21 protein-coding genes and 1 tRNA gene are annotated in these 23,398 nt (G+C 69.4%); 6 read left to right on the top strand and 16 right to left on the bottom strand.

What is annotated here, in order from left to right; translation table 11 throughout:
• Window positions 1-3 precede the first annotated feature (3 nt).
• Window positions 4-786: a glycerophosphodiester phosphodiesterase family protein gene (locus tag QRN26_RS07795; protein WP_056777365.1), complete on the top strand. Its 783-nt coding sequence runs from the start codon at window positions 4-6 to the stop codon at window positions 784-786.
• Window positions 787-921: 135 nt separating this feature from the next.
• Entirely contained in the window at window positions 922-1,284 is a 363-nt protein-coding gene (locus tag QRN26_RS07790; RefSeq protein ID WP_056005533.1) for an RNA polymerase-binding protein RbpA, read from the top strand.
• Window positions 1,285-1,374: 90 nt separating this feature from the next.
• On the opposite strand, the gene lnt is transcribed toward QRN26_RS07790, so the two are convergent.
• From lnt to QRN26_RS07745, 9 genes are all read right to left on the bottom strand, one after another.
• Window positions 1,375-2,934, bottom strand: coding sequence for an apolipoprotein N-acyltransferase (gene lnt / locus QRN26_RS07785; RefSeq protein ID WP_285036099.1), 1,560 nt, complete (start codon window positions 2,932-2,934; stop codon window positions 1,375-1,377).
• Window positions 2,935-2,942: 8 nt separating this feature from the next.
• Complete coding sequence (locus QRN26_RS07780; RefSeq protein WP_285036097.1) at window positions 2,943-5,363, bottom strand: DEAD/DEAH box helicase; 2,421 nt, start codon at window positions 5,361-5,363, stop codon at window positions 2,943-2,945.
• A complete protein-coding gene (gene tatC / locus QRN26_RS07775; protein WP_056011150.1) occupies window positions 5,360-6,121 on the bottom strand; it encodes a twin-arginine translocase subunit TatC in 762 nt (253 codons plus the stop codon). Before tatC ends, QRN26_RS07780 begins: the two co-directional genes overlap by 4 nt.
• A gap of 138 nt (window positions 6,122-6,259) precedes the next feature.
• Entirely contained in the window at window positions 6,260-6,529 is a 270-nt protein-coding gene (tatA, locus tag QRN26_RS07770; protein WP_056005540.1) for a Sec-independent protein translocase subunit TatA, read from the bottom strand.
• Between the two features lie 81 nt (window positions 6,530-6,610).
• Window positions 6,611-7,621 (bottom strand): helix-turn-helix transcriptional regulator, encoded by a 1,011-nt coding sequence (locus QRN26_RS07765; protein WP_056005543.1) that lies wholly within the window; start codon window positions 7,619-7,621, stop codon window positions 6,611-6,613.
• A complete protein-coding gene (locus QRN26_RS07760) occupies window positions 7,614-8,654 on the bottom strand; it encodes a helix-turn-helix transcriptional regulator (protein WP_056005548.1) in 1,041 nt (346 codons plus the stop codon). The genes QRN26_RS07765 and QRN26_RS07760 overlap by 8 nt, the downstream gene beginning before the upstream one ends.
• Before the next feature lie 79 nt (window positions 8,655-8,733).
• A complete protein-coding gene (locus tag QRN26_RS07755; protein WP_285036096.1) occupies window positions 8,734-9,690 on the bottom strand; it encodes an FKBP-type peptidyl-prolyl cis-trans isomerase in 957 nt (318 codons plus the stop codon).
• 71 nt (window positions 9,691-9,761) lie between these two features.
• Complete coding sequence (locus QRN26_RS07750) at window positions 9,762-10,826, bottom strand: tRNA (adenine-N1)-methyltransferase (protein ID WP_056777374.1); 1,065 nt, start codon at window positions 10,824-10,826, stop codon at window positions 9,762-9,764.
• On the bottom strand, window positions 10,823-11,527 hold the full coding sequence (locus QRN26_RS07745) for an HAD family hydrolase (protein ID WP_056005557.1): 705 nt from the start codon (window positions 11,525-11,527) through the stop codon (window positions 10,823-10,825). The genes QRN26_RS07750 and QRN26_RS07745 overlap by 4 nt, the downstream gene beginning before the upstream one ends.
• An 81-nt stretch (window positions 11,528-11,608) precedes the next feature.
• Here QRN26_RS07745 and QRN26_RS07740 point away from each other — a divergent pair, with 81 nt between their 5' ends.
• Complete coding sequence (locus QRN26_RS07740; RefSeq protein WP_056005560.1) at window positions 11,609-12,535, top strand: PAC2 family protein; 927 nt, start codon at window positions 11,609-11,611, stop codon at window positions 12,533-12,535.
• A 43-nt stretch (window positions 12,536-12,578) separates the two neighbouring features.
• Here the strand turns inward: QRN26_RS07740 and mshC are convergent, their stop codons facing one another.
• The 3 genes from mshC to QRN26_RS07725 all read right to left on the bottom strand — a co-directional run bounded on the left by mshC (window position 12,579) and on the right by QRN26_RS07725 (window position 16,094).
• Window positions 12,579-13,817, bottom strand: a complete 1,239-nt coding sequence (gene mshC, locus QRN26_RS07735; RefSeq protein ID WP_285036095.1) for a cysteine--1-D-myo-inosityl 2-amino-2-deoxy-alpha-D-glucopyranoside ligase — start codon at window positions 13,815-13,817, stop codon at window positions 12,579-12,581.
• On the bottom strand, window positions 13,814-14,638 hold the full coding sequence (locus QRN26_RS07730) for an undecaprenyl-diphosphate phosphatase (protein ID WP_056005566.1): 825 nt from the start codon (window positions 14,636-14,638) through the stop codon (window positions 13,814-13,816). Before QRN26_RS07730 ends, mshC begins: the two co-directional genes overlap by 4 nt.
• Window positions 14,639-14,774: 136 nt before the next feature.
• The gene (locus QRN26_RS07725) at window positions 14,775-16,094 is read right to left on the bottom strand and encodes a M20/M25/M40 family metallo-hydrolase (RefSeq protein ID WP_285036094.1); all 1,320 of its coding nucleotides are present in this window, start codon (window positions 16,092-16,094) and stop codon (window positions 14,775-14,777) included.
• Between the two features lie 170 nt (window positions 16,095-16,264).
• Between QRN26_RS07725 and QRN26_RS07720 the strand changes: the two genes are divergently transcribed.
• Window positions 16,265-16,348 (top strand) — tRNA-Leu (locus QRN26_RS07720).
• A 148-nt stretch (window positions 16,349-16,496) separates the two neighbouring features.
• Here QRN26_RS07720 and QRN26_RS07715 read toward each other — a convergent pair.
• The gene (locus QRN26_RS07715; protein WP_056005571.1) at window positions 16,497-18,314 is read right to left on the bottom strand and encodes a DEAD/DEAH box helicase; all 1,818 of its coding nucleotides are present in this window, start codon (window positions 18,312-18,314) and stop codon (window positions 16,497-16,499) included.
• 148 nt (window positions 18,315-18,462) lie between these two features.
• Here QRN26_RS07715 and QRN26_RS07710 point away from each other — a divergent pair, with 148 nt between their 5' ends.
• Window positions 18,463-19,272: an SGNH/GDSL hydrolase family protein gene (locus QRN26_RS07710; RefSeq protein WP_056005573.1), complete on the top strand. Its 810-nt coding sequence runs from the start codon at window positions 18,463-18,465 to the stop codon at window positions 19,270-19,272.
• Window positions 19,273-19,306: 34 nt separating this feature from the next.
• Here QRN26_RS07710 and QRN26_RS07705 read toward each other — a convergent pair whose 3' ends face one another.
• Together QRN26_RS07705 and QRN26_RS07700 are read right to left on the bottom strand one after the other, a co-directional pair.
• Window positions 19,307-20,551, bottom strand: a complete 1,245-nt coding sequence (locus QRN26_RS07705; RefSeq protein WP_285036092.1) for a D-alanyl-D-alanine carboxypeptidase family protein — start codon at window positions 20,549-20,551, stop codon at window positions 19,307-19,309.
• Window positions 20,552-20,633: 82 nt separating this feature from the next.
• Window positions 20,634-21,437 (bottom strand): TrmH family RNA methyltransferase, encoded by an 804-nt coding sequence (locus QRN26_RS07700; protein ID WP_056005579.1) that lies wholly within the window; start codon window positions 21,435-21,437, stop codon window positions 20,634-20,636.
• A gap of 138 nt (window positions 21,438-21,575) precedes the next feature.
• Here QRN26_RS07700 and QRN26_RS07695 point away from each other — a divergent pair, with 138 nt between their 5' ends.
• On the top strand, window positions 21,576-22,478 hold the full coding sequence (locus tag QRN26_RS07695) for a Sir2 family NAD-dependent protein deacetylase (protein WP_056005582.1): 903 nt from the start codon (window positions 21,576-21,578) through the stop codon (window positions 22,476-22,478).
• A 3-nt stretch (window positions 22,479-22,481) separates the two neighbouring features.
• Here QRN26_RS07695 and QRN26_RS07690 read toward each other — a convergent pair whose 3' ends face one another.
• Window positions 22,482-23,384, bottom strand: a complete 903-nt coding sequence (locus QRN26_RS07690) for an alpha/beta fold hydrolase (protein ID WP_285036091.1) — start codon at window positions 23,382-23,384, stop codon at window positions 22,482-22,484.
• Window positions 23,385-23,398 lie beyond the last annotated feature (14 nt).

The raw sequence follows: 23,398 nt of genomic DNA, 5'->3' as shown, positions 1-23,398 counted from the left end.
ACGGTGGCGGCATCGAGCCTCCCCTTCTTCCAGCCGGCCGGTCCTCGGGTGTTCGCGCACCGGGGGCTGGCCGGTCCCGGTGTTCCGGAGAACACGCTGTCCTCCTTCCGTCGGGCCCTCGCGACGGGCGCCGACGCTCTCGAGACCGACACGCACCGAACGCGCGACGGGCATGCGGTCCTGTTCCACGACGCGTCGTTGCGACGGATCACCGGCGATCCGAGGCCGATCGCCGAGCTGGACCTGGCGGACCTCCAGCAGATCGACCTCGGCGGTGACCACGTCCCGACGCTCCACGAGGCGCTCATGGCCTTCCCCGAGGCGCGCTTCAACCTGGACGTGAAGGATGCGGCCGCAGCACTGCCGGCTGCCGAGGCCATCCTCCGTGCCGGCGCGCGCGACCGGGTCCTCGTCACCTCGTTCGACGAGGGTCGGCGGTCGGCGGTGCTGGACGCGATCGGCGGCGACGCCGGATCGGCGGACATCCCCACCTCGGCGTCGGCGGCGATCCTGCTCCGGGTGCTGCCGACCGTCGCCCTCCGCCGCGGCGACACGGCGCTCCGCCGGGCACTGGACGGTGTGCACGCCCTCCAGATCCCCGAGCGGTATCGCGGCGTCCCCCTCCTGACCAGACGACTCCTGCGCCGGATGCACGCCCTCGGCGTCGAGGTGCACGTCTGGACCGTCAACGATCCGGCCGACATGCGCCGCCTGCTCGATCTCGGTGTCGACGGTCTCGTCACCGACCGGTGCGACCTCGCCTTCGAGGTCCTGCGCTCGCGCTGAGCGACGTCCACCCGGAGCCGTCGCCATCCGCCAGCTGCGAGCTGGGCGTGACCTGGGAGCCGGGTGGGTGAACGGAACACTTTACCCAGCTTGTGGGTTTATAACTGTGCATGCCGAGCGAGAGGAGACCACACAATGGCAGATCGCAGTTTGCGCGGAATGCGCTTGGGCGCCCAGAGTCTACAAACGGAAGAGGGCGTCATATTCTCGGCGCGGAGCAACCACACCTACCGGTGCCAGAGTTGTGAGCGCGAGACCACGATGACGTTCGCCGCCGATGCGGAAGTCCCCGAGCTGTGGGAGTGCCGGCACTGCGGTGCCGAGGCGGTCCTGCTCGTCGACTCACAGCCGGTGGTCGTCGACCGCGGCGATGTGAAGATCCCGAGGAGCCACTGGGACATGTTGCTCGAACGTCGCTCGCGCGACGAGCTGGAGGAACTGCTCGAAGAGCGGCTGTCCTACCTCCGCGCGCGTCGCGGCCAGCAGAAGAGCGCGTAGCTCCGAGCCCATTCCAGGCCTCCCCTCGATCGGCTGATCCGACTTCGGATCGGCCGATCGTCATGTCCGGACGTGGTCGGGTGGTGTCCGTCACCACCCTCGGCGCTGGACCCGGGCGGCGAAGCCGGCGAGCACCAGCGACACGAGTCCCATGCCCCCGATGAACGCTTCGAATTGGCGGCCGAACGCCATCGACGGCGTCACGGTGTCGGCGAGCGGCACGTCCGACACCATGGAACCGGGCTGGAACGCCGGGATGCTGTCGATCGTCGCCCCGTCAGGACCGATGATCTGACTCGTGCCCACGGTCGAGATGTTCACGACCGACCGTGCCGACTCGATCGCTCGCAGGCGGGCGATGGCCAGCTGCTGCTGGTTCTCGTCCGTCTGGCCGAAGTCCGCGTTGTTGGTCTGCGCGAACACGACGCGCGCCCCGCCCGCCACGGCGTCGCGGGTGAGCTGGTCGTCGGCGATGTCGAAGCAGATGCTGATGCCGGCGAGCACACCGTCGATGTCGAAGACGTTGTCCTTCGTCCCCGGGGTGTACTCGCGCTGGATCAAACCGATGAGGTCGGGCGCGAACGGCTCCCAGAAGTCGCGGTCGGGGACGTACTCCCCGAAGGGCACCGGGTGCTTCTTGTCGTAGACGTCGCGGACACCGTCGCCCGCATCCCAGAGCAGCGACGAGTTGAAGTAGCGGTCGCCCCGCTCCGAGATCGCCCCGACGACGAACGGTGCGTCCATCCGGCGGCTCAGAGCGTCGAGTGCGGCTGCGGACTGCGGGACCCGCTGCGGATCGAGGTCGGCGCTGCCCTCCGGCCAGACCACCACGTCGACGTCCGCATCGATGACGCGCAGGGTCTCGTCGATCTGGGTCTGCATGACCGTCCCGGGGGCCGCCGCATCGAAGTACCCCGCGGGGCCGTTCCCCTGGATCGCCGCCACCCGGATGCTCCCGGTCGTGGTGGTGGGCCAGGCCGGCACGAGGAGGACCGCGAGGACGGCGAGGACGGCGGTCCCGACCCTGGTGACGGCGGGGAGATCGGCCGTCGCGGCCAATTGGAGGGCCAACGCGACGAGGAGCACCATGAGGAACGACAGGCCCGAGAACCCCACCCAGGCCACGAGCGGCGCGAACGGGCTCTCCGACTGGCTGAGCGACATCCTCGCCCACGGGAACCCGCCGTACGGCCAGGTGCTCACGAGCGTCTCCCTCGCCGTCCAGAGGGCGGCAACGACGGCCGCCGTCAGCCAAACCCGCCCGGCGACACCGGGGAACGCCCGAGGGACCCAGCGGTAGGCGAGCGTCACCAGCACGGCCCCCGCTCCGAAGAACATCGCCTCCAGGGTCGACAATGCCGCCCACGGGACGGGGCCGAGGTACGCCGTCGCCCACTCGATGTGCACCAGGTAGAACGACTCCCCCGCCAGGAACCCGACGAGCAGGGCACCCCAGACGCTCCGACCCATGAGGGTCAGGAGGACGAGCGCGATGCCGACGAAGGTCAGCGGCCAGACACCGCGATCGGGGAATCCGCCGTCCAGGATGGGGCCGGCGGCGATGGCCACCACGACGGCCAGCCACAGGGGAAGCGGCGGGCGGCCGTCACCTGATGCGTCGATCGGGATGGGCCGCGCGCTCCGATGCATTCCAGCGATCACAGCGAGCTGTACGCGACGATGCCGCGCCGGATCGAATCGAGCGCCTGACGCGACGTGCGACCGACCGGCCCGTCGACGATACGCAGCTGGTCGAGCAGGTCGATGGTCTGCTTGCACCACCGAACGAAGTCGCCCGCGGCGAGCTCCGCCTCGATCAGCACCGTGTCGAGGTTGGCGCCCTTCGCCCACTGGTGCATGGCGAGGGAGAGCCCCGTGGAGATGGGGTTGCTGCCGGGGAGGCGGTGCTCGCGTTCGCTGTCGTCGAGCCGACTCCAGATGTCCTGTGTCCGTTCGAGCGCCGAGCGGAACGGTCCGCGAGGCAGGAAGCGCTCGGGCGTGTTCTGCTCTTCGCGTCGCGGCTCGTAGACGATCGCCGCGGCCATCGCCGCGAGCGATGCCGCGTCCAGCTCGTTCCAGGCACCCGTGCGCAGGCTCTCCGCGACGAGGAGGTCCCGCTCGCCGTATATCCGCTTCAACGTCCGTCCAGGTGCGGCGACGACGACCACCCCGTGCTCGTCGCGGGTGAGGTAGTCGTACTCGAGGAGTACGTCGACGACACGGTCGAACACGCGGGCGACGGCACCCGTGCGCGTCTGGATCTGCTGCCGGAGTTGGTCGGTCTGCTTCTTGAGCTTGAACCACCGCTCCGCCCAGCGCGCGTGATCCTCCCGATGCGTACACACGTGGCAGGCGTGGGCGCGCATCCGCTTGCGGAGCTCGGCGAGCTTGCGCTGTCGTCGATCCTTGGCCGCCCGCGAACCGTTCGGTTCGCCCTTGCGTTCGAGATCGGTGAGTTCGCGTCTGATGCCGGCGTATTCGATGAAGTCACCGAGGTGACAGGACATCGACCGCTCGTATCCCGCAAGGGATGACTCCTGCTCGCGCACCTTCCGGGCGATCCCCACGACGGCGCGGTCTGCCTGGAATTGCGCGAACGACGACTCGAGGATCTGGCGCGTCCGCTGCCGACCGAACTGGTCGATGAGGTTCACGGCCATGTTGTACGTGGGGCGGAAGCTGGAGTTGAGCGGGTAGGTGCGTCGTGAGGCGAGGGAGGCGACCGACTGCGGGTGCAGCCCCTCAGCCCACTGGATCACCGCATGGCCCTCGACGTCGATGCCACGACGACCGGCTCGTCCGGTGATCTGCGTGTACTCCCCCGGCGTGATCGGCACTCTGGCTTCGCCGTTGAACTTCTCGAGCTTCTCGAGGACGACCGTCCGGGCCGGCATGTTGATGCCGAGTGCGAGGGTCTCCGTGGCGAAGACGACCTTCACGAGCTTGCGGCGGAACAGTTCCTCGACGACCTCCTTGAACGCCGGCAGGAGGCCGGCGTGGTGGGCGGCGACGCCGCGCTCGAGGCCGTCGAGCCACTCCCAGTACCCCAGGACGGCGAGGTCCTCGTCGAGGAGGGTCCGGCATCGTTCGTCGACGATCTGACGGATCTCGTCGCGTTCGTGCGCCTCGGTCAAGCGGATGCCCGAGCGGAGGACCTGCTTCACCGCCTGGTCGCAACCGACACGGCTGAAGACGAAGAAGATGGCCGGGAGCAGATGGTGGTCGTCGAGCATCTGGACGAAGTGCCCGCGGTCGAGCTTCTCGGCACGGTGCGGGGCGCGACGCTGGTTGTACCGACTGATGTCCTTGTACTGGCGGCTGTTGGGTGGCCGTCCACCGAACTGGGCCATGCGCACGAGCTCCGGGTTCACCTGGTGGGTGTCGGCGAGGCTCGGCGCGGCGAACAGATCGACGAGCTTGTTCCGCATCAGCACGTGCTGGGTCAGCGGCACCGGGCGCTCCTCGGACACGATCACCGCGGTGTCGCCACGGACCGCTTGGAGCCAGTCGCCGAACTCCTCCGCGTTCGAGACGGTGGCGCTCAACGACACCATGCGGACCGACTGCGGGAGGTGGATGATGACCTCTTCCCAGACCGCCCCGCGGAAGCGGTCCGCGAGGTAGTGGACCTCGTCCATGACGACGAAGGCGAGGTCGGTCAGGGCGTCGGAATCCGCGTACAGCATGTTGCGCAGGACCTCGGTGGTCATCACGACGATGCGGGCGTTCCCGTTGACGTTCGTGTCGCCCGTGAGGAGTCCGACGTGTTCCGAGCCGTACTCGGCGGTGAGCTCCTGGAACTTCTGATTGCTGAGCGCCTTCATCGGCGTGGTGTAGAAGACCTTACCGCGCGCGCCGTGCATGGCGAGGGCGATGGCGAACTCGGCGACGATGGTCTTGCCTGCCCCCGTCGGCGCGGCGACGAGCACACTGCTCCCCTGCTCGATCCGTTCGCAGGCCTCGAGTTGGAACGCGTCGAGGTCGAACCGCTGCCGTGCCCGGAACTCCTGGAGCCGTGGGGTCGCGTTCCGGACCGCCGCCGCCCGATACCGTTCGGCGGGGGAAGCGGCGTCAGTCATACGAGGCCCTTGCTGCCGAGTTCGGCGTCGATGCGCAGCTGCCGCTTGGCCGCGCGTCGGTCGTGCAGCCAGGCGACACCGTAGGCGGCGAAGTACAGGACGACCATCGGGATCGCGAGCACGAACATCGAGACGATGTCGGCCGCAGGGGTCGCGATCGCGGTGAAGAGCACGATGACGAGGATCGCCACGCGCCACGCCTTGATGATCGCGGCCGCCGAGAGGACGCCGACGAAGTTGAGGAGCACCAGGAACACCGGGAGGACGAACGCGACACCGACGGCGAGCACGAGCTTCAGGACGAAGTCGTAGTACGTCGTGGCGTCGAGGAAGTTGGCGGCGGCCGCGGGCGTGAATCCGAGCATGAGCTCGACGATGTGCGGGAGCACGAACCAGCCGGCGTAGCAGCCGGCGAGGAAGAGCGGCACGGCCGTGGCGAAGAAGCCGACGGCGTACTTGAGTTCCTTCCTCGTGAGACCGGGTACCAGGAAGGCCCAGATCTGGTACAGCCACACGGGGCTCGACAGGACGACGCCCGTGGTCAGCGCGATCTTCATCCGGAGGTCGAACGCACTGGTGACGTTCGTGAAGTTCAAGAAGGCCTGACCGCGGTCGTCGGCGATGACGAGGATCGGTGCGCTCATCGCGTCGATGATCCACTCCGAGGCGATGAAGCCGGCGACCATGCCGACGATGATGCCGATGGCGGAGTAGAAGAGGCGCTTCCGCAGCTCGACGAGGTGCTCGCCCAGGGACATGCGCCCCTCGCGGTTCTGCTTCTTCGGGCGCCGTTCGGTCACCGCCATGGCTGGATCGTCCGTCGCTCGACAGCGGATTCGAGGCGCACTCGTCGGGTGCCAGGTACTGGCGTCATCGGGCTCGCGTGGTCCTCAGGGTTACGGCTTGACGGGCGGGTCGGTCGGCTTCTGCGGGGCCGTGGCGGCCGGAGTCGGCTCGACGGGCGTCGTGCCCGCCGGCGGGACCGGCGTCGTGGCGTCGCCCGCAGCGGGCTCGTCGTCGCGCATGCTCTTGACCTCGCTCTTGAAGATGCGCATGGACTGACCGACGCTTCGGGCGAGCCCGGGGAGCTTCGGTGCGCCGAACAGGAGCAGGACGATGAGGAGGATGATGACGAGGTGCCATCCGGTGAATGCGTTGCCGAACATAGTCTTCGTTCCTGATCTTCGAGGTCGAGGTTCCCCCACTCTACCCTGCATCGGCCCGTACACCGCCGGAAGTGTGCGCAGTCACTCCGCGGCGACGGCGGGGTACTGCGCGAGGCCGGCGGCAGCCCAGTCGGCGACGGCGTCCCGGGCGTCCGCCGGGGCCAACACCGTGATGAGTCCGGGATGGGCGGCGACGAGCCGCTTAAGGCCGTGGTGATGCGCGAGACGGAGTGTGGCGGTCACCTCGCCGTCGACCTCGTCGGCCCCCGCCGCGGTGTTCGCCGCGCCGTCGACGGCGACCACGTAGTCGTCGATGAGTGGGAGGACCGAACGTCGCACGAGCACGGTGACGTTGCGGTCGGAGTCGCTCGGCTCGAACAACGCCGTCGGGACGACGACCTCGGCCTCGCGGAACACGACCTCGGCCTCGCTCTGTCGGAGCTCCGTCATCCGATCCAGTCGGAAGCGTCGCGTCGCCTCTCTGAGGTGGCACCACCCGTACAGGTACCAGTCTTGATCCTGGGACTCGAGACGGAGCGGGTCGACGAGCCTCGCCTCGGTCGAACCACTCGCATCGACGTAGTCGAACGCCACGCTTCGCCCGGCCGCGAGTGCGGCGCGGATGATGCCGACGGCTCGTGCGGAGTACGACTCCGTGACGGCGAGCTGGCCGGGTGCCGACGATGCACCGCGCGCCAGCTTCGCCATCACCCCGCCGATGACGTCGCTGTCGACGAACTCCGGGAGCCGCTGCAAGGACTGGAGACCGGCGATGAGCGCCGACGCCTCTCGCGCTGAGAACCGAGGACTGTCGTCCAGGGCGACCCGGTGGGTGAGGACGATCTCGTCGTCCTCCTCGAAGCTGCCCCAGTCGATGTCGAAGAGATCGCCGGCGAGATACTGCCGGGTGTCGCCCGGCACACCCGACACGGTGAGGAGCTCGACCGCCTCGCGGATCTGGCGCGGCGAGAGGCCGAAGTGTCGGGCGGCCTCCTCGACCGTCACCCGCTCACGGTCGATGAGGTAGGGGACGAGCGACAGGAGGAAGATCAGTTTGTCTTGAGCGCGGGGTGCTGCCGGTCGCTTAGCCACGGGTGGGCTCCTTCGGCTCCGGTGCGTCATCGGTGTCGGTGTGTCGGGCGACGACGAGCCGGAGTCTCGCCGCGACGGCGTCCGCGAGAGCGGGCGGGTCGACGACGAGGACCTCGGGACCGAACCCGGCGAGTTCGTCGGCGAGGATGTGGTGGTCGAGGTAGGGGATCGTGAGTTCCGCGTGGTCGGCGTCGGCTACGCCGTATCGGTTGCCCAGACGTGCGGCGGCGTCGGTCCCCGGTCGGACGCGGACCACGGCGCGTTGTGAGGAGGAGACCCGCCGAAGCCCCTCGATGGCGTCGGCCGCGTGGTCGACACCGTCCGCCGGGAACGACTCACCCGTCGGCTTCACCGGTCCGACGATGCGCGACAGGAGGAACGTCCGCGGTTGGTCCACGGTTCGGTCGGTCGCGAACAGGTGCCATCGCCCCTCGTGCTGGACGAGCGCGAGAGGAGCCACGGTGCGCACGCGCGGGCGCTCCTCCCCCGGTTTCAGGTAGGGGAAGGCGACGACGGCGCGCCGTTCCAGCGCGGCGTCGAGCGGTTCGAACGAGGCCTCGCGTGTGCGCAGCCGCGGGGCGTACCCGATGATCGGTTCGTCCGGCTCGATGCCGAGCGACCGCAGTTTCGTCATGGCTCGCTGCGACTGACCGGAGAGCGAACCCTCGCGCCACACCGTCGCCGCGAGCGACAACAACGACAACTCCGCGGGAGTGAACCGGACGTCGGCGGGCAGCTCGTACGCACCCTTCGGGATCCGATAGCGCATCGACTGGTTGTTCCCGGGTTCGCCCGGCTGTTCGATCGTCTCGAGGGGGACGCCGAGCTCGCGGATGTTGTCCTTGTCGCGCTCGAACTGTCGCTCCAGGCTGGCGTTGCCACCGCCGCTCGAGTACTGCTGACGGTACCCCTGCACGGTCGACAGGATCTCGTTCTTCGTCAGGCCAGTCTGGGTGGCGAGGAGGGCGAGCACGAGGCTGAAGAGCCGCTCCTCGACCGGCACCGGCTTCGGGGACTCGCGGGCTGAGGACACCGGTCCAGTCTACCGACGGACGGCCCGCCTCCCCCCTGCGACGCGGGCGGGAGACGGGCCGTCTGGCTGTGAGCGGCGGTTACTGCGTCGGGCGCTGCGTCCCCAGCACGTCGATGACGAACACGAGCGTCGCCCCGCCCGGAATGGTCCCGGATCCCTGGTCGCCGTAGCCGTCCTTCGGTGCGACGACGAGGATGATCTGGGAACCGACCTTCGCGCCCACGACCGCGTCGTTGAACGCCTTGATCATCTGGCCGCCGTCGGCCTGGAAGACGAGGGGCTGCCCCTTCTCCCAGCTGCTGTCGAACACGCTCTTCTGGTCCCACAGGACGCCGGTGTAGTTGACCATGACCTGGTCGCCGGCCTTCACGGTGGCTCCGTCACCGACGCGCGACAGCGTCTGCTTCGTCTCGGTCGGCGCCGGCGCTGCGGGGATCGTGATCCCGGGTTGACCGCTCGGAGCCGTCACGACGGACGGGAAGCCCGAGGGGATCGGCCGCTCCGCGCCGTCCGCCTTGGGGAGCGCGGCACTGTGGATGTCGGCGACGAGGATGATCGTGTCGTCCTTCTTGAGGCCGATCGCCTCGTTGGCGCCGGCCGGGCCGAAGGCGTCCTTCGACGAGATGGCCGCGACCACGCGTGATCCCACCGTCGTGCAGGCGAGTGCCTTCGCGAACCCCGTGGGGTTCCCGGCCAGGGCGATCAGCGAGGCCCCCGGACCGGAGAAGTCGGTCTGCTGCAGTACCTCGCCGGTTCGACCGTTGAGGAGCATCAGGTTCACGCCCACCGTGCCGTCGGCCTGGACCAGCGCACCGTCACCGGTGATCACGACGTCGCGCTCGGTGGTCTTCGTGTACAACGGCTTCGGCAGCTCGACCGTCGGCGTCGCGCCGAAGTCGCCCGAGACCGTGATGAGCTTGGTGGCGTCGCCGGCGGACGCCCCCGTGTCGCAGGACGCCGAGCCAGGAGCGGTGCACCCGGTGAGGGAGACGAGCAGGAGACCTGCTGCGGCGATGAGAGCTGGTGCAGTACGCACGGATCCTCGTTTCGGTGGTACGGGTGGGACGGCAGGTCGCCGTCGCACAGTTTAGTCGACGCGGACGGCGGTCACCGCTCGTCGCCGTCGACCGGCTCGGCGGACTGCGGTCCGGCCGCGTCGTCTGGATCGCCGGCTCCGACATCGAGGCCTCGGGCACGGGACAGTTCGGCGCTCGCGCCGGCGCTCCTGGCGCGCTTCCGCAGGATCTTGGCACTCGCCGACCGCTCGCCGAGCGCTCCGGGCGTCCACAGCTCGACGTCCTCCGCGCTGAAGTCGCTCTTGGACGCCCGACGCTTGAGCTCGGGCAGGACCGTCCCCGGCGCGAGCTTGCGAGCGGTGATGAGGAATCCGGTGTGGCCGATCATGCGGTGGTCCGGCCGCACCGCCAGACCTTCGACGTGCCAACCGCGCATCATCGTCTCGTTCGACTGCGGGTTGGTGAACCCGCCGGTCCCGCGGATCGCCTCGGCGACACGGGACAGCTGGGTGACGGTCGCGACGTAGCAGAGGATGACGCCGCCGGGCTTGAGTGCCTCCCAAGCGACGTCGAGGCACTCCCAGGGTGCGAGCATGTCGAGCACCACGCGGTCGACGGACTCGGCCGGCATCGTCTCCGGCAGGGTCTCCTGGAGGTCGCCGACCGTGACCGACCAGTTCTGCGGGTCGTAGCCGAAGAAGGTCGCGACGTTGCCCCTGGCGACGTCGGCGAACTCGTCGCGCCGCTCGAACGACGCCAGACGGCCGGACGGGCCGATGGCACGGAGGAGCCAGAGGGAGAGGGCGCCGGAACCGACGCCGGCCTCGACGACCGTGGCACCCGGGAAGATGTCGGCCTGACCGATGATCTCGGCGGCGTCCTTCGGATAGATGATGGCGGCCCCACGCGGCATGGACATGACGAAGTCCACGAGCAGCGGGCGGAGGGCGAGGTGTTCGATGCCCTCGGTGTTGGCGACGACGCTGCCGTCCGGCAGACCGATGATGTCCGTGTGCGCGATCATCCCGCGGTGGGTGTGGAAGACCTTGCCGGCCTCCAGGGTGATGGTGTTCCGCCGCCCCTTCGGTCCGGTGAGCTGGACACGGTCGCCTTCGCGGAACGGACCGCTGTTCGCCGGCTGGTGGTTGGCGCTCATCGCTGTACTGCCTCTGTCTCGGGGTGGTGGGTTGCGGTCGTCGCGTGCTCGCGGAGCTCGGCGAGGTCGGTGACCCTCCGCCCGGCGAGGGTGTCCCAGGTGGTGTGGTGCGGGCCGGCCGGGATCGGCACGATGTGCGGGACGGACACGGCGATCGTGCCGGCGGCGAGGGCGGAGGCGAGCCCCGTCGCCGAGTCCTCGATCGCGATGCATTCCGCGGGATCGACGCCGAGCGCGCGGGCGGCCCGCAGGTAGGCGTCGGGATGCGGTTTCGGGTGGTCCACCTCGTCGCCGGCCACGATCAGGTCGAACGCCTCGAACGGGATCCCGGCGGCGATGTCCTCGGCCATGGACCGGATCGACATCGTCACGAGCGCGGTCGGCACGCCGGCTTCCCGGAGCTCGCGGAGCAGCTCCTGCGCACCGGGACGGAACGGCACACCGCGTTCCTCGATGAGCCGCCGGACGTGATCGGTGAGGTGCGCGACGATCGTGTCGGCGTCCAGCGCCACGCCGCGACCCTGCAGGATGGCTGCGGAGTCCCACAGGCCGTTGCCCACGAGGAGCAGACCGTCCTCGTGGGTCCAGGTCCCGCCGTGGGCCGCGACCAGCTCGGTCTCGGCCTCCATCCAGTAGGGCTCGGTGTCGACGACGGTGCCGTCCATGTCCCAGAGGACTGCAGCGGGGAGGAGAGTGGTCACGGGGTGCCATGCTACCGGGTGGCGGAGCGCCTATCCTGGATGGATGGTCGCGGGAGGTCCCCGAGCATCGAGGAGTGAGACGTGACGGAACACACCAAGGAGCCGCTGGGCGGTCGCCTACTCGTCGTGGCGTTCGAGGGCTGGAACGACGCCGGTGAGGCGGCCAGCGGGGCCGTGCGCGTCCTGCGGGATTCGCTGGCGCTCCGCCCCCTGCTCGAGATCGACCCCGAGCCCTATTACGACTACCAGTTCAATCGCCCGACCGTCGGCGTCGACGAGGACGGCAAGCGGTCGCTGACCTGGCCGGGGACGACGGTCTCCGGGCCGGACCCGGACGCGTCCCGGCCGGCGACCCCGCTGGCCGAGGACGCCGCACTCCGCGTCAGCGAAGGCGGTGGCGAGAACGTCTACGTCCTGCTCGGCGCCGAGCCGTCCCGCGGTTGGAAGGCGTTCGTGGACGAGATCCTGACGGTGATCGCCGAGGAGCGGATCACGACCATGGTCATGCTCGGCGCGATGCTCGCCGACGTCCCGCACACTCGGCCGATCTCGGTCTTCGCCTCGAGCGAGAACGCCGAGCTGCGCCAGGCCCTCCAGCTCGAACGGAGCACGTACGAGGGCCCCGTCGGGATCCTCAGCGTGCTCGCGGACGCCGCGGAGCGCCAGGGCGTCCAGAGCCTGTCGGTCTGGGCGTCGGTCCCCCACTACGTCCACAGTGCGCCGTCACCGAAGGCCGTCCTCGCCCTCATCGACAAGCTCGAGGAACTCATCGACGTCGTCATCCCGCGCGGAGCGCTCATCGAGGAGTCGGGCGAGTGGCAGAACGGGATCGACACGCTGGCCGCCGAGGACGAGGACATGGCCGCGTACATCCAGCAGTTGGAGCAGGCGCGGGACACGGTCGAGTCACCTGAGGCGAGCGGCGAGGCGATCGCGAAGGAGTTCGAACGCTACCTTCGTCGAGACGAAGGCAAGGGCGACGAACCCTGGCGCAAGGACCGCGACTAGCTCGCAGTCCCGGGTGACCGTGGTGTCGAGCGGGTGCCCGACATCAGCTCACGCCGAGCAGCGCGTCGATGGCGGAGCGCACCAGCGCGGCGTCGTCGACGCCGGTGGCCGCGGCGTCGTCGACCAGCGCGATCGCGCCCGGCGTGTCGAGGTCGTCGGCGAGCCGGACGCGGATCGCCTGCAGGAGTCCGTCCGCTGAGGCGCCGTCCACGGCGTCCGCCGCGAAGGACGAGCGCCACGTCGCGAGTCGCCCGTCGGCCCGGGTGAGGTCCTCGTCGTGCCACTCCCAGTCGCTGCGGTAGTGATGCGCGAGGATCGCCAGCCGGATCGCCGAGGGGTCGGCGCCGTCGGCGGCCAGACGGGACACGAGGACGAGGTTGCCGAGCGACTTCGACATCTTGGTGCCCTCGTAGGCGACCATCCCCGCGTGGCTGAACACCTTGGCGAGCGGCCGACCGGACAGTGCGGCCGCGTGGCCGGCGCTCAGGTCGTGGTGTGGGAAGACGAGGTCCGAGCCGCCGCCTTGGACGGTGAAGTCGGAACCGAGGTGTTCGAGGGCGATGACCGAACACTCGATGTGCCAGCCCGGACGTCCTCGGCCGACGACGGAGTCCCAGCTCGGCTCGTCGGCGCGTTCCGAGCGCCAGAGCAGTGGGTCGAACGCGTCGCGCTTGCCCGGTCGGTCGGGGTCTCCCCCGCGCTCCGCGAAGAAGACCGCCATCGTCGCCTCGTCGAGACCGCTCTCGGCTCCGAGGTGCCAGACGTCGTCTGCAGCGGCACGGACGTCGAAGTAGATGTCGTCACCCGCCTCGCTGTCCGGGGTGTCGACCGTGTAGGCGACGCCGCGCTCGATGAGGAGCGCGACGGCGTCGGCGATCGGTCCGACGACCTCGGTGACCGCGACGTAGTCCTCGGGTGGGAGGATGCGGAGCCGTTCCATGTCGCTCCGGAAGAGCTCCACCTGGCTCGCCGCGAGCTCGCGCCAGTCGACACCGGTCGCGTTCGCACGCTCGAGGAGCGGGTCGTCGACGTCGGTGATGTTCTGGGCGTAGTGCACCTCGTATCCGGCGTCGAGCCAGACCCGCTGCAGCGTGTCGTACGCCAGGTAGCTCGACGCGTGACCGAGGTGGGTGGCGTCGTACGGCGTGATGCCGCAGACGTACAGGCGTGCGGTTCGTTCCGCCGAGGCCTCGATGAGCCCGCCGCTCGGCGTGTCCCAGAGGCACGGTGCCGTGCCGGATCCTGGCAGCTCGGGGATGACGGGAGCGGACCAGGCCCTCATGCGGCGATCACGCCGGTGCCGAGCAAGACCAGCAGGACGACGCCGAGCACGATGCGGTAGATGACGAAGGGAAGGAAACTGCGCTTCGAGATGTAGCTCATGAAGAAGGCGATGACGGCGAGTCCCACGACGAACGCGATGACCGTCGCGATGAGGGTCTCGACCGGGCCGTAGGGGCTCGGTTCGCCGATGCTCTTGAACACCTGGTAGAAACCGCTGCCGAAGACGGCGGGGATGGCCAGCAGGAACGCGTAGCGCGCGGCGGCGCGTCGCTCGTAGCCCATGAAGAGGCCGGCGGTGATGGTTCCGCCGGAGCGGGAGACGCCGGGGATGAGTGCAAGCGCCTGGGCCCCGCCGAAGATCGCCCCGTCGCCGTACGTCAGGCTCTTCAGTCGACGCTTCTTCGCGCCGACCGCGTCGGCGACGCCGAGCAGGACACCGAAGACGATGAGCATGACGGCGACGATCCACAGCGAGCGGAACGTCGTCTCGATCTGGTCCTGGAACAGGAGACCGAGGACGACGATCGGGACGCTGCCGATGATGATGAGCCACCCCATGCGGGCGTCGGCATCGTCGCGTGGGATCTTGCCCACGAGGGCCTTGCACCAGGAGGAGATGATCCGGACGATGTCGCGCCAGAAGAACACCACGACGGCGGCCTCGGTGCCGATCTGGGTGATCGCGGTGAACGCCGCCCCAGGGTCCTTCGCGCCGGGGAGAAACTCGCCCAGGATGCGCAGGTGCGCGCTCGAGGAGATCGGGAGGAATTCGGTCAGTCCTTGGACGAGTCCGAGGATGATGGCGTTGATGACGTCCACAGCGCACCTTTCTGAAGCCGTACGGCTCAGTCTGCAGCCGGATGGCTGGTGTTCGGCCGGATCCGGCGTTCGTCGGCGGGGCGGCTCCCGGAGCGCCCCGCAGCGCAGTCGGCGCGGGAGCGGTCCGTGGTTTTTCTCAGTAGTCGAGGAGGAGGTCCGTGAGGACCTGCCTGCCAAACCCTAGCGCGTCGAGCGGCACCCGCTCGTCGACGCCGTGGAACATCGCAGGGAAGTCCAGGTGTTCGGGCAGCCGGAGCGGTGCGAAACCGTACCCCGTGATGCCGAGCAACGACAGCGCCTTGTTGTCGGTCCCTCCGGAGAGCATGTACGGCAGGACCGGAGCCCCGGGGTCGTGGCGTCCGAGCGTCTCCACCACCGCATCCACGAGGGGCCCGGAGAACGGCGTCTCGAGCCCGATGTCGCGATGCATCACGACGATCTCGATGTCCTCCCCCACGATCTCCGCGACGCGCGCGAGGACGTCGTCCTCCTCGCCGGGGAGGGTGCGGATGTCGACGAGTGCCTCCGCGCGGTCGGGGATCACGTTGTGCTTGTACCCCGCCTGCAGCAGGGTCGGGTTGCTGGTGGTGCGGAGGGAGGCCTGGATGAATCCGGATGCCGTCCCCGTCGCGAGGGCGAGTTCGTCCGGCCCCAACCGTTCCGGCGTGGTGCCGAGGATGTTCGCGATCTCCCGGAGCAGCTGCTCCGTGGTGTCGGTGAGGCGGATGGGCCACTCGGTCCGGCCGATCGCGGCGACGGCCTCGGCGAGACGGGTCACGGCGTTGTCCTGGACGTATCGGGAGCCGTGGGCCGCGCGGCCCGTCGCGACCAGTTTGATCCAGACGAGGGCCTTCTCGGAGGTCTGCAGCAGGTAGGAGCGCCGGCCACCGAAGGTGATCGAATACCCACCGACCTCGCTGATGGCCTCCGTCGCGCCGGCGAAGAGCTCGGGTCGCTCCGTCACGAGGTGATGGGATCCGAACACGCCGCCGTTCTCCTCGTCGGAGAACATCGCCACGACGAGATCGCGTTCCGGTCGACGGCCACTGCCGAGGATCTCCCGGAGGGAGGCGAGGATCATCGCGTCCATGTTCTTCATGTCCACCGCCCCGCGCCCCCACAACAGGCCGTCCTTGATCTCGCCGCCGAACGGGTCGACGGACCAGTTCGCGGGATCGGCGGGTACCACGTCGAGGTGGCCGTGCACGACGAGCGCAGGTTTCGACGGGTTCGTTCCGGCCACTCGGGCGACGACGCTGGTGCGGCCAGGAGCCGCGTCGATCAGCTCGGGCTCGAGGCCGAGGTCCTTGAGGTACGCCTCCACGTACTCGGCGGCCTCCGTCTCACCGTTGGACCGGCCCTCGCCGTAGTTCGTGGTGTCCATGCGGATGAGGTCCCGCGCGATCCGCGTGGTCTCGTCGAGCTGGGGATCGGGTGCGTCTGAGCCGGAGGTCATGCCTCAACGCTACCCGCCGTTCCCGTCGCCTGCACGTGCGGGTCCGGGGTGCGGTGCGGTTCGGACGGCGACGCGACGGATGCCGTGAGCGACGGGGTGGTGAACAGGTGCCGAAATCCGTGCTAGAGTTTCTTCTCGTGCCCAGCGAAAGCCGGACACGATCACAACACGCGCGGGTGGCGGAAATGGCAGACGCGCTAGCTTGAGGTGCTAGTGCCCTTACGGGCGTGGGGGTTCAAGTCCCCCTTCGCGCACACCGTGTTGAGACGGCGAACGGCCGGAGCGAAAGCTCCGGCCGTTCTTGTTTTCCCGCCGGACTCCACGAGACGCCGACTCCCAAGATCAACGCTCTGTGGCCGACGGATGCCTGAGGTCGTGTCCTCAGTGACCGTGCCCGAGTCGTCAGTGACCGTGCCCGAGTCGTCGTCGGAGCAGGTCGATCCGCGCCTGCAACTGCGTGACACTCGCCTGAGCCACCGCCGGACCGCCGCAGACGCGTCGGAGCTCGGCGTGTACCAGTCCGTGCGGTTCCTTCGTGTGTTTCGCGTAGAGCCCGACCAGCGTGTTGAGCACCTGACGCTGCTCCTTGAGCGTGCGGTACAGGGGCGCCGGGATGTCCGCCTCGGGCTTCGGCGATCCGGCGTTCTTGTCGACGAAGGCACCGCGTTTGGCCTGACGGCTCTGCCGTTGGACGAGGAGCTCGTGCACCTGCTCCGGTTCGAGGAGGCCGGGGAAGCCGATGAAGTCGAACTCCTCCTCCGTGCCGGGCTGCGCGAGTTCCCCGAACTCGTCCCCGTCGAACACGACGCGGTCGAAGTGCGCGTTCGACGACACCGCCTGCCAGGTGAACTCCTCGAGGAGGGAGTCGGACGCCTTGTCCTCGCGTTCCGCGGCCGCCATCATGGCGTCCTCCGGATTGAAGAGGTCGCCCTCCGCCTCCGGGTCGCTCGGCCGGTCGAGGGCGTGGTCGCGCTCGAGTTCGAGCTTCTCCGCGAGGGCCATGAGGTTCGGGACGTTGGGCAGGAAGATGCTGGCGATCTCGCCACGGCGTCGGGCCCGCACGAACCGCCCGATGGCCTGGGCGAAGAACAGCGGGGTGGCCGAGGAGGTCGCGTACACGCCGACCGCGAGTCTCGGGACGTCGACGCCTTCGGACACCATGCGGACGGCGACCATCCAACGTTTCGTGTTCGAGGAGAAGTCGGCGATCCGGTCGCTGGCCTCCTTCTCGTCGGAGAGGACGACCGTGGGCTGCTCCCCCGTCAGCTCATGCAGGATGGCGGCGTAGGCTCGCGCGGTCGTCTGGTCGGTGGCGATGACGAGTCCGCCGGCGTCCGGGACCGCCTGACGGACCTCGGACAGCCGAAGGTCGGCCGACTTCAGCACCGCCGGAATCCAGTCGCCCTGGGGGTCGAGGGCGGTCCGCCAGGCCGCCGAGGTGATGTCCTTCGTGTTCCCCTCGCCGAGCCTGGCCTCCATCTCATCGCCGGCCTTGGTGCGCCAGCGCATGTGCCCGGCGTACACCATGAACAGCACCGGGCGGACGACCCCGTCCTGGAGGGCTCGCCCGTAGCCGTAGTTGTAGTCGGTGACGGAGGTCCTGATGCCCTGATGATCGGGCTGGTACACGACGAACGGGATGGGGGCGGTGTCCGAGCGGAACGGGGTACCCGTGAGGGAGAGCCGACGCGTCGCCCGCGAGAACGCCTCGTGGATGCCGTCGCCCCAACTGAGCGCGTCTCCCCCGTGATGGACCTCGTCGAGGATGACGAGGGTCCTGGCGGAATCGGTGGCGCGCTGGTGCACGGGCGGGTTGGCGGCGACCTGGGCGTAGGTGACGGCCACGCCGTGATAGTGGCGGCCGAACACCTGGTCGCGATTCGCGAAGTTGGGGTCGAGCCGGATGCCGACCCGACTGGCGGCCTCAGCCCACTGGCGCTTCAGGTGGTCGGTCGGTGCGACGACGGTGATGCGGTCGACGGTACCGCGGTGGAGGAGCTCGGACGCGAGTCGCAGCGCGAAGGTGGTCTTGCCTGCCCCGGGCGTCGCGGCCGCGAGGAAGTCGCGCGGTTCCGTCGTGAAGTACTGCTCGAGGGCCTCGGCCTGCCAGGCTCGAAGCTTGCTCGCCGTGCCCCACGCTGCCCGCTCCGGGAAGGCCGGGGAGAGGTGTTCGGCTGCGGACCCGCCCAGATGCTGGGGAGAAGAGATTTCCGCGTTCACTGGAGACCAATGTACCCGACAGGACCGACCCCGCCGACCATGGAGGGCGCAGCCCGGTGAGGACCGGATCTCCGACTCACGACTGATCCGCCGGCGCGGGGCCAGGCGTACCCTGGAGAGTCCAGAGGGACAGCAGGAGGAAGCACGCATGACCGAACAGCACCATCCCTGGTCACGGTACGTCGCCATCGGCGATTCGTTCACGGAGGGGATCGGCGATCCCGAGCCGGGGGTGCCGGGCGGTCACCGCGGCTGGGCGGACCGGGTGGCCGAGGTGCTCGCTGCTCAGCACCCGGAGTTCGCCTACGCGAACCTCGCGGTCCGGGGCAAGCTCGCGCGCCAGATCCTCGACGACCAGGTCGAGCCGGCCCTCGAGCTGCATCCCGACCTCATCACGATCTCCGCGGGCGGCAACGACGTGATCCGACCGGGCACCGATCCGGACGACATCGCCAGGCGCCTCGAGCAGGCGATCATCCGGCTGCGGAGCGATGGCGCGACGGTCGTGCTGTTCACGGGTGTCGACGTCGGCTTCTCCCCCGTCTTCCGGAGCATCCGCGGCAAGGTCGCGATCTACAACGAGAACCTGCGGGCCATCGCCGCGCGTCACGGGTGCGTCATCGCCGACCAGTGGGCGCTCCAGACGATCCAGGATCCGCGCATGTGGTCGCCGGATCGCCTGCACCTGAACGCGCTCGGGCACCACGAGGTCGCCCGTCTCGTCCTCCACGCGCTCGACGTTGACAACGACCTCAAGCCCCTGCAGCCGGAGCCGCTCCCAGTGCGACGGTGGCGACAGGCGCGGACGGAGGACCTCGCCTGGGCGCGAGAGTACCTGGTGCCGTGGGTCATGCGGCGGGTGCGCCACCAGTCGTCGGGCGACCACATCAGCGCGAAGCGGCCTCTCGCCGGTCCGTTCGTCTCGGCGGCCGCTCAGGACCAGGAGCTCGACGTCTGACGCGTGTCACCGTGTCATCGGGCGACCGCGCCGGTCACGGGTTGGTCAGGCGCCACCACGGGGTGACGGGGGCGACGTCCGCGTCGAGGGCGATCGGGACCTCGATGGTCGCGGCACCGCCCTCGGCACCGGCTCCGACGGTGTAGCTGAGCGTCCCGACGGTGGATCCCGTGGCACCGGCCTCGATCGCCCGCGCGCGGGTCTCCACCGTGACCGGGGTGTCCTGCCAGACGAGGACCGAGGCGTCGGAGGCGACGACGACCTTGGCAACTTCGCCCCAGGCCGTGTCGTACGCGCCGACCGCTGCACCCGCGGTCGCGAGCTGTACCTGGTGGAAGCCGGCGGGCACGCTCTGGAGGAGCGACACGACGGCGTCGTTCAGCACGGTGTGGTTGTCGGCACCCAGGATGACGCCGACGACCGTGACCGTCCGACCAGCGACCTGCAGGTCTGCGGAGAAGAGCAGGCACGCTCCTGACGCGTCGTCCGTGCCGGTCTTCAGGCCGGTCACGCCGTACTGTCCGAGGAGCGCGTTGGTGTTCTCGACCTCACCGATCGCCGGCAGGGTCGCCGTGGGTTCGTTGACGATGGAGGCCAAGGCGGGGTCGGCAAGGACGAGCTTGCCGATGGTCACGAGGTCGCTCGGGGTGCTGACGTTCGTCTCGCCGAGGCCGCTCGTGTTGGTGACCGTCGTGCCCGTGAGGCCTCGTGCGTCGAGCCAGGCTCGGGCCGCATCGAGATACGCGTCCACCGAACCGAACGCCCAGACGGCCAGCGAGATGCTGTAGTTGTTCGCGGACGGCAGCAGGAGGGCCTCGAGCATCTGACGCTGCGTGAAGACGGAACCGGCCACGACGGGCGCCGCCGAACCGTTCTCCGCGATGGTGTCGTAGTAGAAGCCGACGTCCGCGTCCGTCAGGGTGATCGACGGGCCCTGATCCCCCGCGGCGAGGGGCTTGGCGTCGAGGACCACGAGGGACGTGATGGTCTTCGTGATGCTGGCGATCGGGAACGGCGTCTGCTCACCGTTCGAGGTCAGGACACCGTCGAATCCGACGGCGCCGAGCGCGCCGCGCCCGAAACCGGGCCACGAGACCGGGGTGGTCGGTTGCACCAGCGTGGACGTGAGGGCTTCGGGAGCCTCCAGGGTCGCCGCAGCAGCGGGGATGGGCCTGAGGAGCGCGCCGCCGCTGTAGCCGAGGACGCCGATGACGATGGCGAGGACGCCGAAGACGGCGAGACGGCGGCGGCGATAGATCTGTCGTCTCGTGAGTGGCACCCGGTCATGGTACCGGGCATGCCTGCGCATCCCCTGCGGCGCCGTGCCGGTCGGGTGGGTGCCGATAGGTCCGCAGGGACCCTCAGCGCGTACGCAGCTCCCACAGGGCGACGGCGCTGGCCGACGCGACGTTCAGCGAGTCGACGCCGTGCAGCATCGGGATGGTGACGATCGTGTCGGCGGCCGCGAGGGCGGAGGCGCTCAGCCCGTCCCCCTCGGCGCCGAGCACGATGGCGAGCCGGTCGGGCGCGGTGCGCGCGTAGGTGTCCAGGTCGACGGCGTCATCGGACAGGGCGAGCGCTGCGGTCTCGAAGCCGGCGTCGTGCAGGATGCCCGACGCGACGTCCCACTCCGGCAGACGGGTCCACGGCACCTGCAGGACCGTCCCCATGCTGACCCGGACGCTCCGGCGGTACAGCGGGTCCGCGCAGCGCGGGGTGATGAGCACGGCGTCGGCCCCGAGGCCGGCGACGGACCGGAAGATCGCGCCGACGTTGGTGTGGTCCACGATGTCCTCGAGGATGACCACGCGCCGGGCGTCGGCGAGGAGTTCGGCGGGGTCCGCGAGCGGTGGGCGGTGCATCGCCGCGAGTGCGCCGCGGTGCAGGTGGAAGCCCGTCAGCTGTTCGAGCAGCTCGGGCTCGCCGACGAAGACCGGGACGTCGTGGTCGGCGAGGAGCGGCGCGACGTCCTCGAGCCACTTCTCCTGCAGCAACACCGAACGGGGTCGGTGACCGGCCCGGAGCGCGCGTTCCATGACCTTCGTCGACTCGGCGATGTACAGGCCGCCCGCCGGTTCGGACACGCGCCGGAGGGCGACGTCCGTCAGGCGTGCGTAGTCGTCGAGTCGTCCGTCGTCGAGATCGGTGATGCGGATGACCTGCATGGGAGACGTCCTCTCGACGCGGTGTACGACCTCCACCTTGCCAGAGTGGGAACACGATCGAAAACGAGGCCGTTTAGACTCAGGAGCAGTGATGGCCCGGAGCGCTCCGGGCGTCGCGGACCGACGGGACGGAACAGGATGAGCACGCTGACCGCAGCAGGGGATCCCGCTGACGAGACGGCCGAAGCCGGACTCGACCGGGTAATCGCGCTGCTCGCGGACCGACGTGTCGCGTTCCTCACCGGGGCTGGCGTGAGCACGGACTCGGGGATCCCCGACTACCGCGGCCAGGGTGCGCCGGTGCGCACGCCGATGACGGTCGATCAGTTCCTCTCCAACGACGATGCCGCGCGCAAACGCTACTGGGCCGGCAGCCACCTCGGGTGGAAGCGGTTCGACGGCGCTCGCCCGAACGCCGGCCACCGGGCGATCGCGCTCCTCGAGGAGGCAGGGATCGCCGACGGCGTCATCACGCAGAACGTCGACGGACTCCACGTCCGGGCCGGCTCCCGCCGCGTCGTCGACCTGCACGGGTCGATGGACCGGGTCAGCTGCCTCTCCTGCGGGCAGAGCTATGCGCGGTCGAGCATCGCCGAACGGATGACCACCCTCAACCCGTGGCTCGACACCGAGACCGATGTCACGATCAATCCGGACGGAGACGCCGAGGTCGGGCGGGTGGACGAGATCGTCGTCCCGGTGTGCACGGTCTGCGGCGGCATGCTGAAACCGGACGTGGTCTTCTTCGGCGAGTTCATCCCGACGGAGAAGTACGCCGAGGCCGCCGCGCTCGTCAGGGGTGCCGACGCCCTGGTGATCGCCGGATCGTCGCTCGTCGTGAACTCGGGCATCCGACTGCTCGAGCTCGCGCGTCGGAAGCGACTCCCGATCGTGGTCGTCAATCGCGGGGTGACGAAGGCCGACGGCCGCGCCGACGTGAAGCTCGACGCCGGCGCGAGCGAGACCCTGACGGCGATCGCGGCACGGCTGTTGCCGGACGGGTTCACGAGTGTCGTCTCGCAGGAGGCGACCGACGCCTGAGCGTCAGCGCCGCTCCGGCTCCCCCGCCAGGAACGCGGTGAGCCGCTCGGCCGCGTTGTGGGGCTCCTCGTAGTGGATCAGGTGGCCGACGGCCGGGATCACGTGGAGCTGAGCGTCCGCGAAGCGCTTCGCGAGCGCGAACTGCGCCGCCACGGGGGTGATGTCGTCGCGCTCGGCGGCGATGAGCAGGGTGCGGCTCGGGATTCGGTCGGCGTATTCGCTGACGTCGTGGCTCACCGAGGCAGTGAACGACTCGAGGACGACCTCGCGGTCCGCGAAGGCGCTGAAGTACTGGTCGTGCTGGGCGTGGATCCACCGCCGGAGCACCGGGTCCTTGGTCTTCGACATCGCCACGCTCATGATCCGGACGACGCCCTTGTTGCGGAGGAAGGCGAATCCCAGGCGCTTCGGGAGCTTCGCGGACGCCCAGTAGTAGAACACCGCGAGCCTCGTCAGGACGCCTCTGGGGCCTTGGAGTGCCGGAGCGGCGATGGGATTGATGAGGACGAGGTCGTCCGGTCGGAGCCCGCCGGCGACCGCGGCACTCGAGACGATCGAGCCGAAGGAGTGCCCGAGGAGGACGACGCGTCCGGAGAGGTCCAATTCCTCGAGGAACCGCCCCAGCCAGGCGGCGTAGCCCTCGACGGAGTGCGTGCCGTCCGGGAAGGGCGCCGAGCTGCCGAAGCCCGGGAGGTCGGGCGCGATGATGCGGAACCCGGAGAGTTGGGCGACCACCGGTTCGAGTCCGTGGTGGTCGCCACGGAACCCGTGCACCATCACGATCGTCGTCGAGGCCGCGCTGTCGCCGTAGTCCCAGAACCGGGTCTCGGCGCCGTCCACCATGAGCGAGCGCTCCTGGACGGGGATGCGGTCGAGCTGGTCGGCGTACGGTGATTCGACAGGCATCCCCTCAGTGTACG

The organism is Plantibacter sp. ME-Dv--P-095, assembly GCF_030209365.1.
GTDB lineage: Bacteria > Actinomycetota > Actinomycetes > Actinomycetales > Microbacteriaceae > Plantibacter.
The sequence above is the reverse complement of the archived record's forward strand: the minus strand, read 5'-3'. Positions and strand labels throughout refer to the sequence as shown.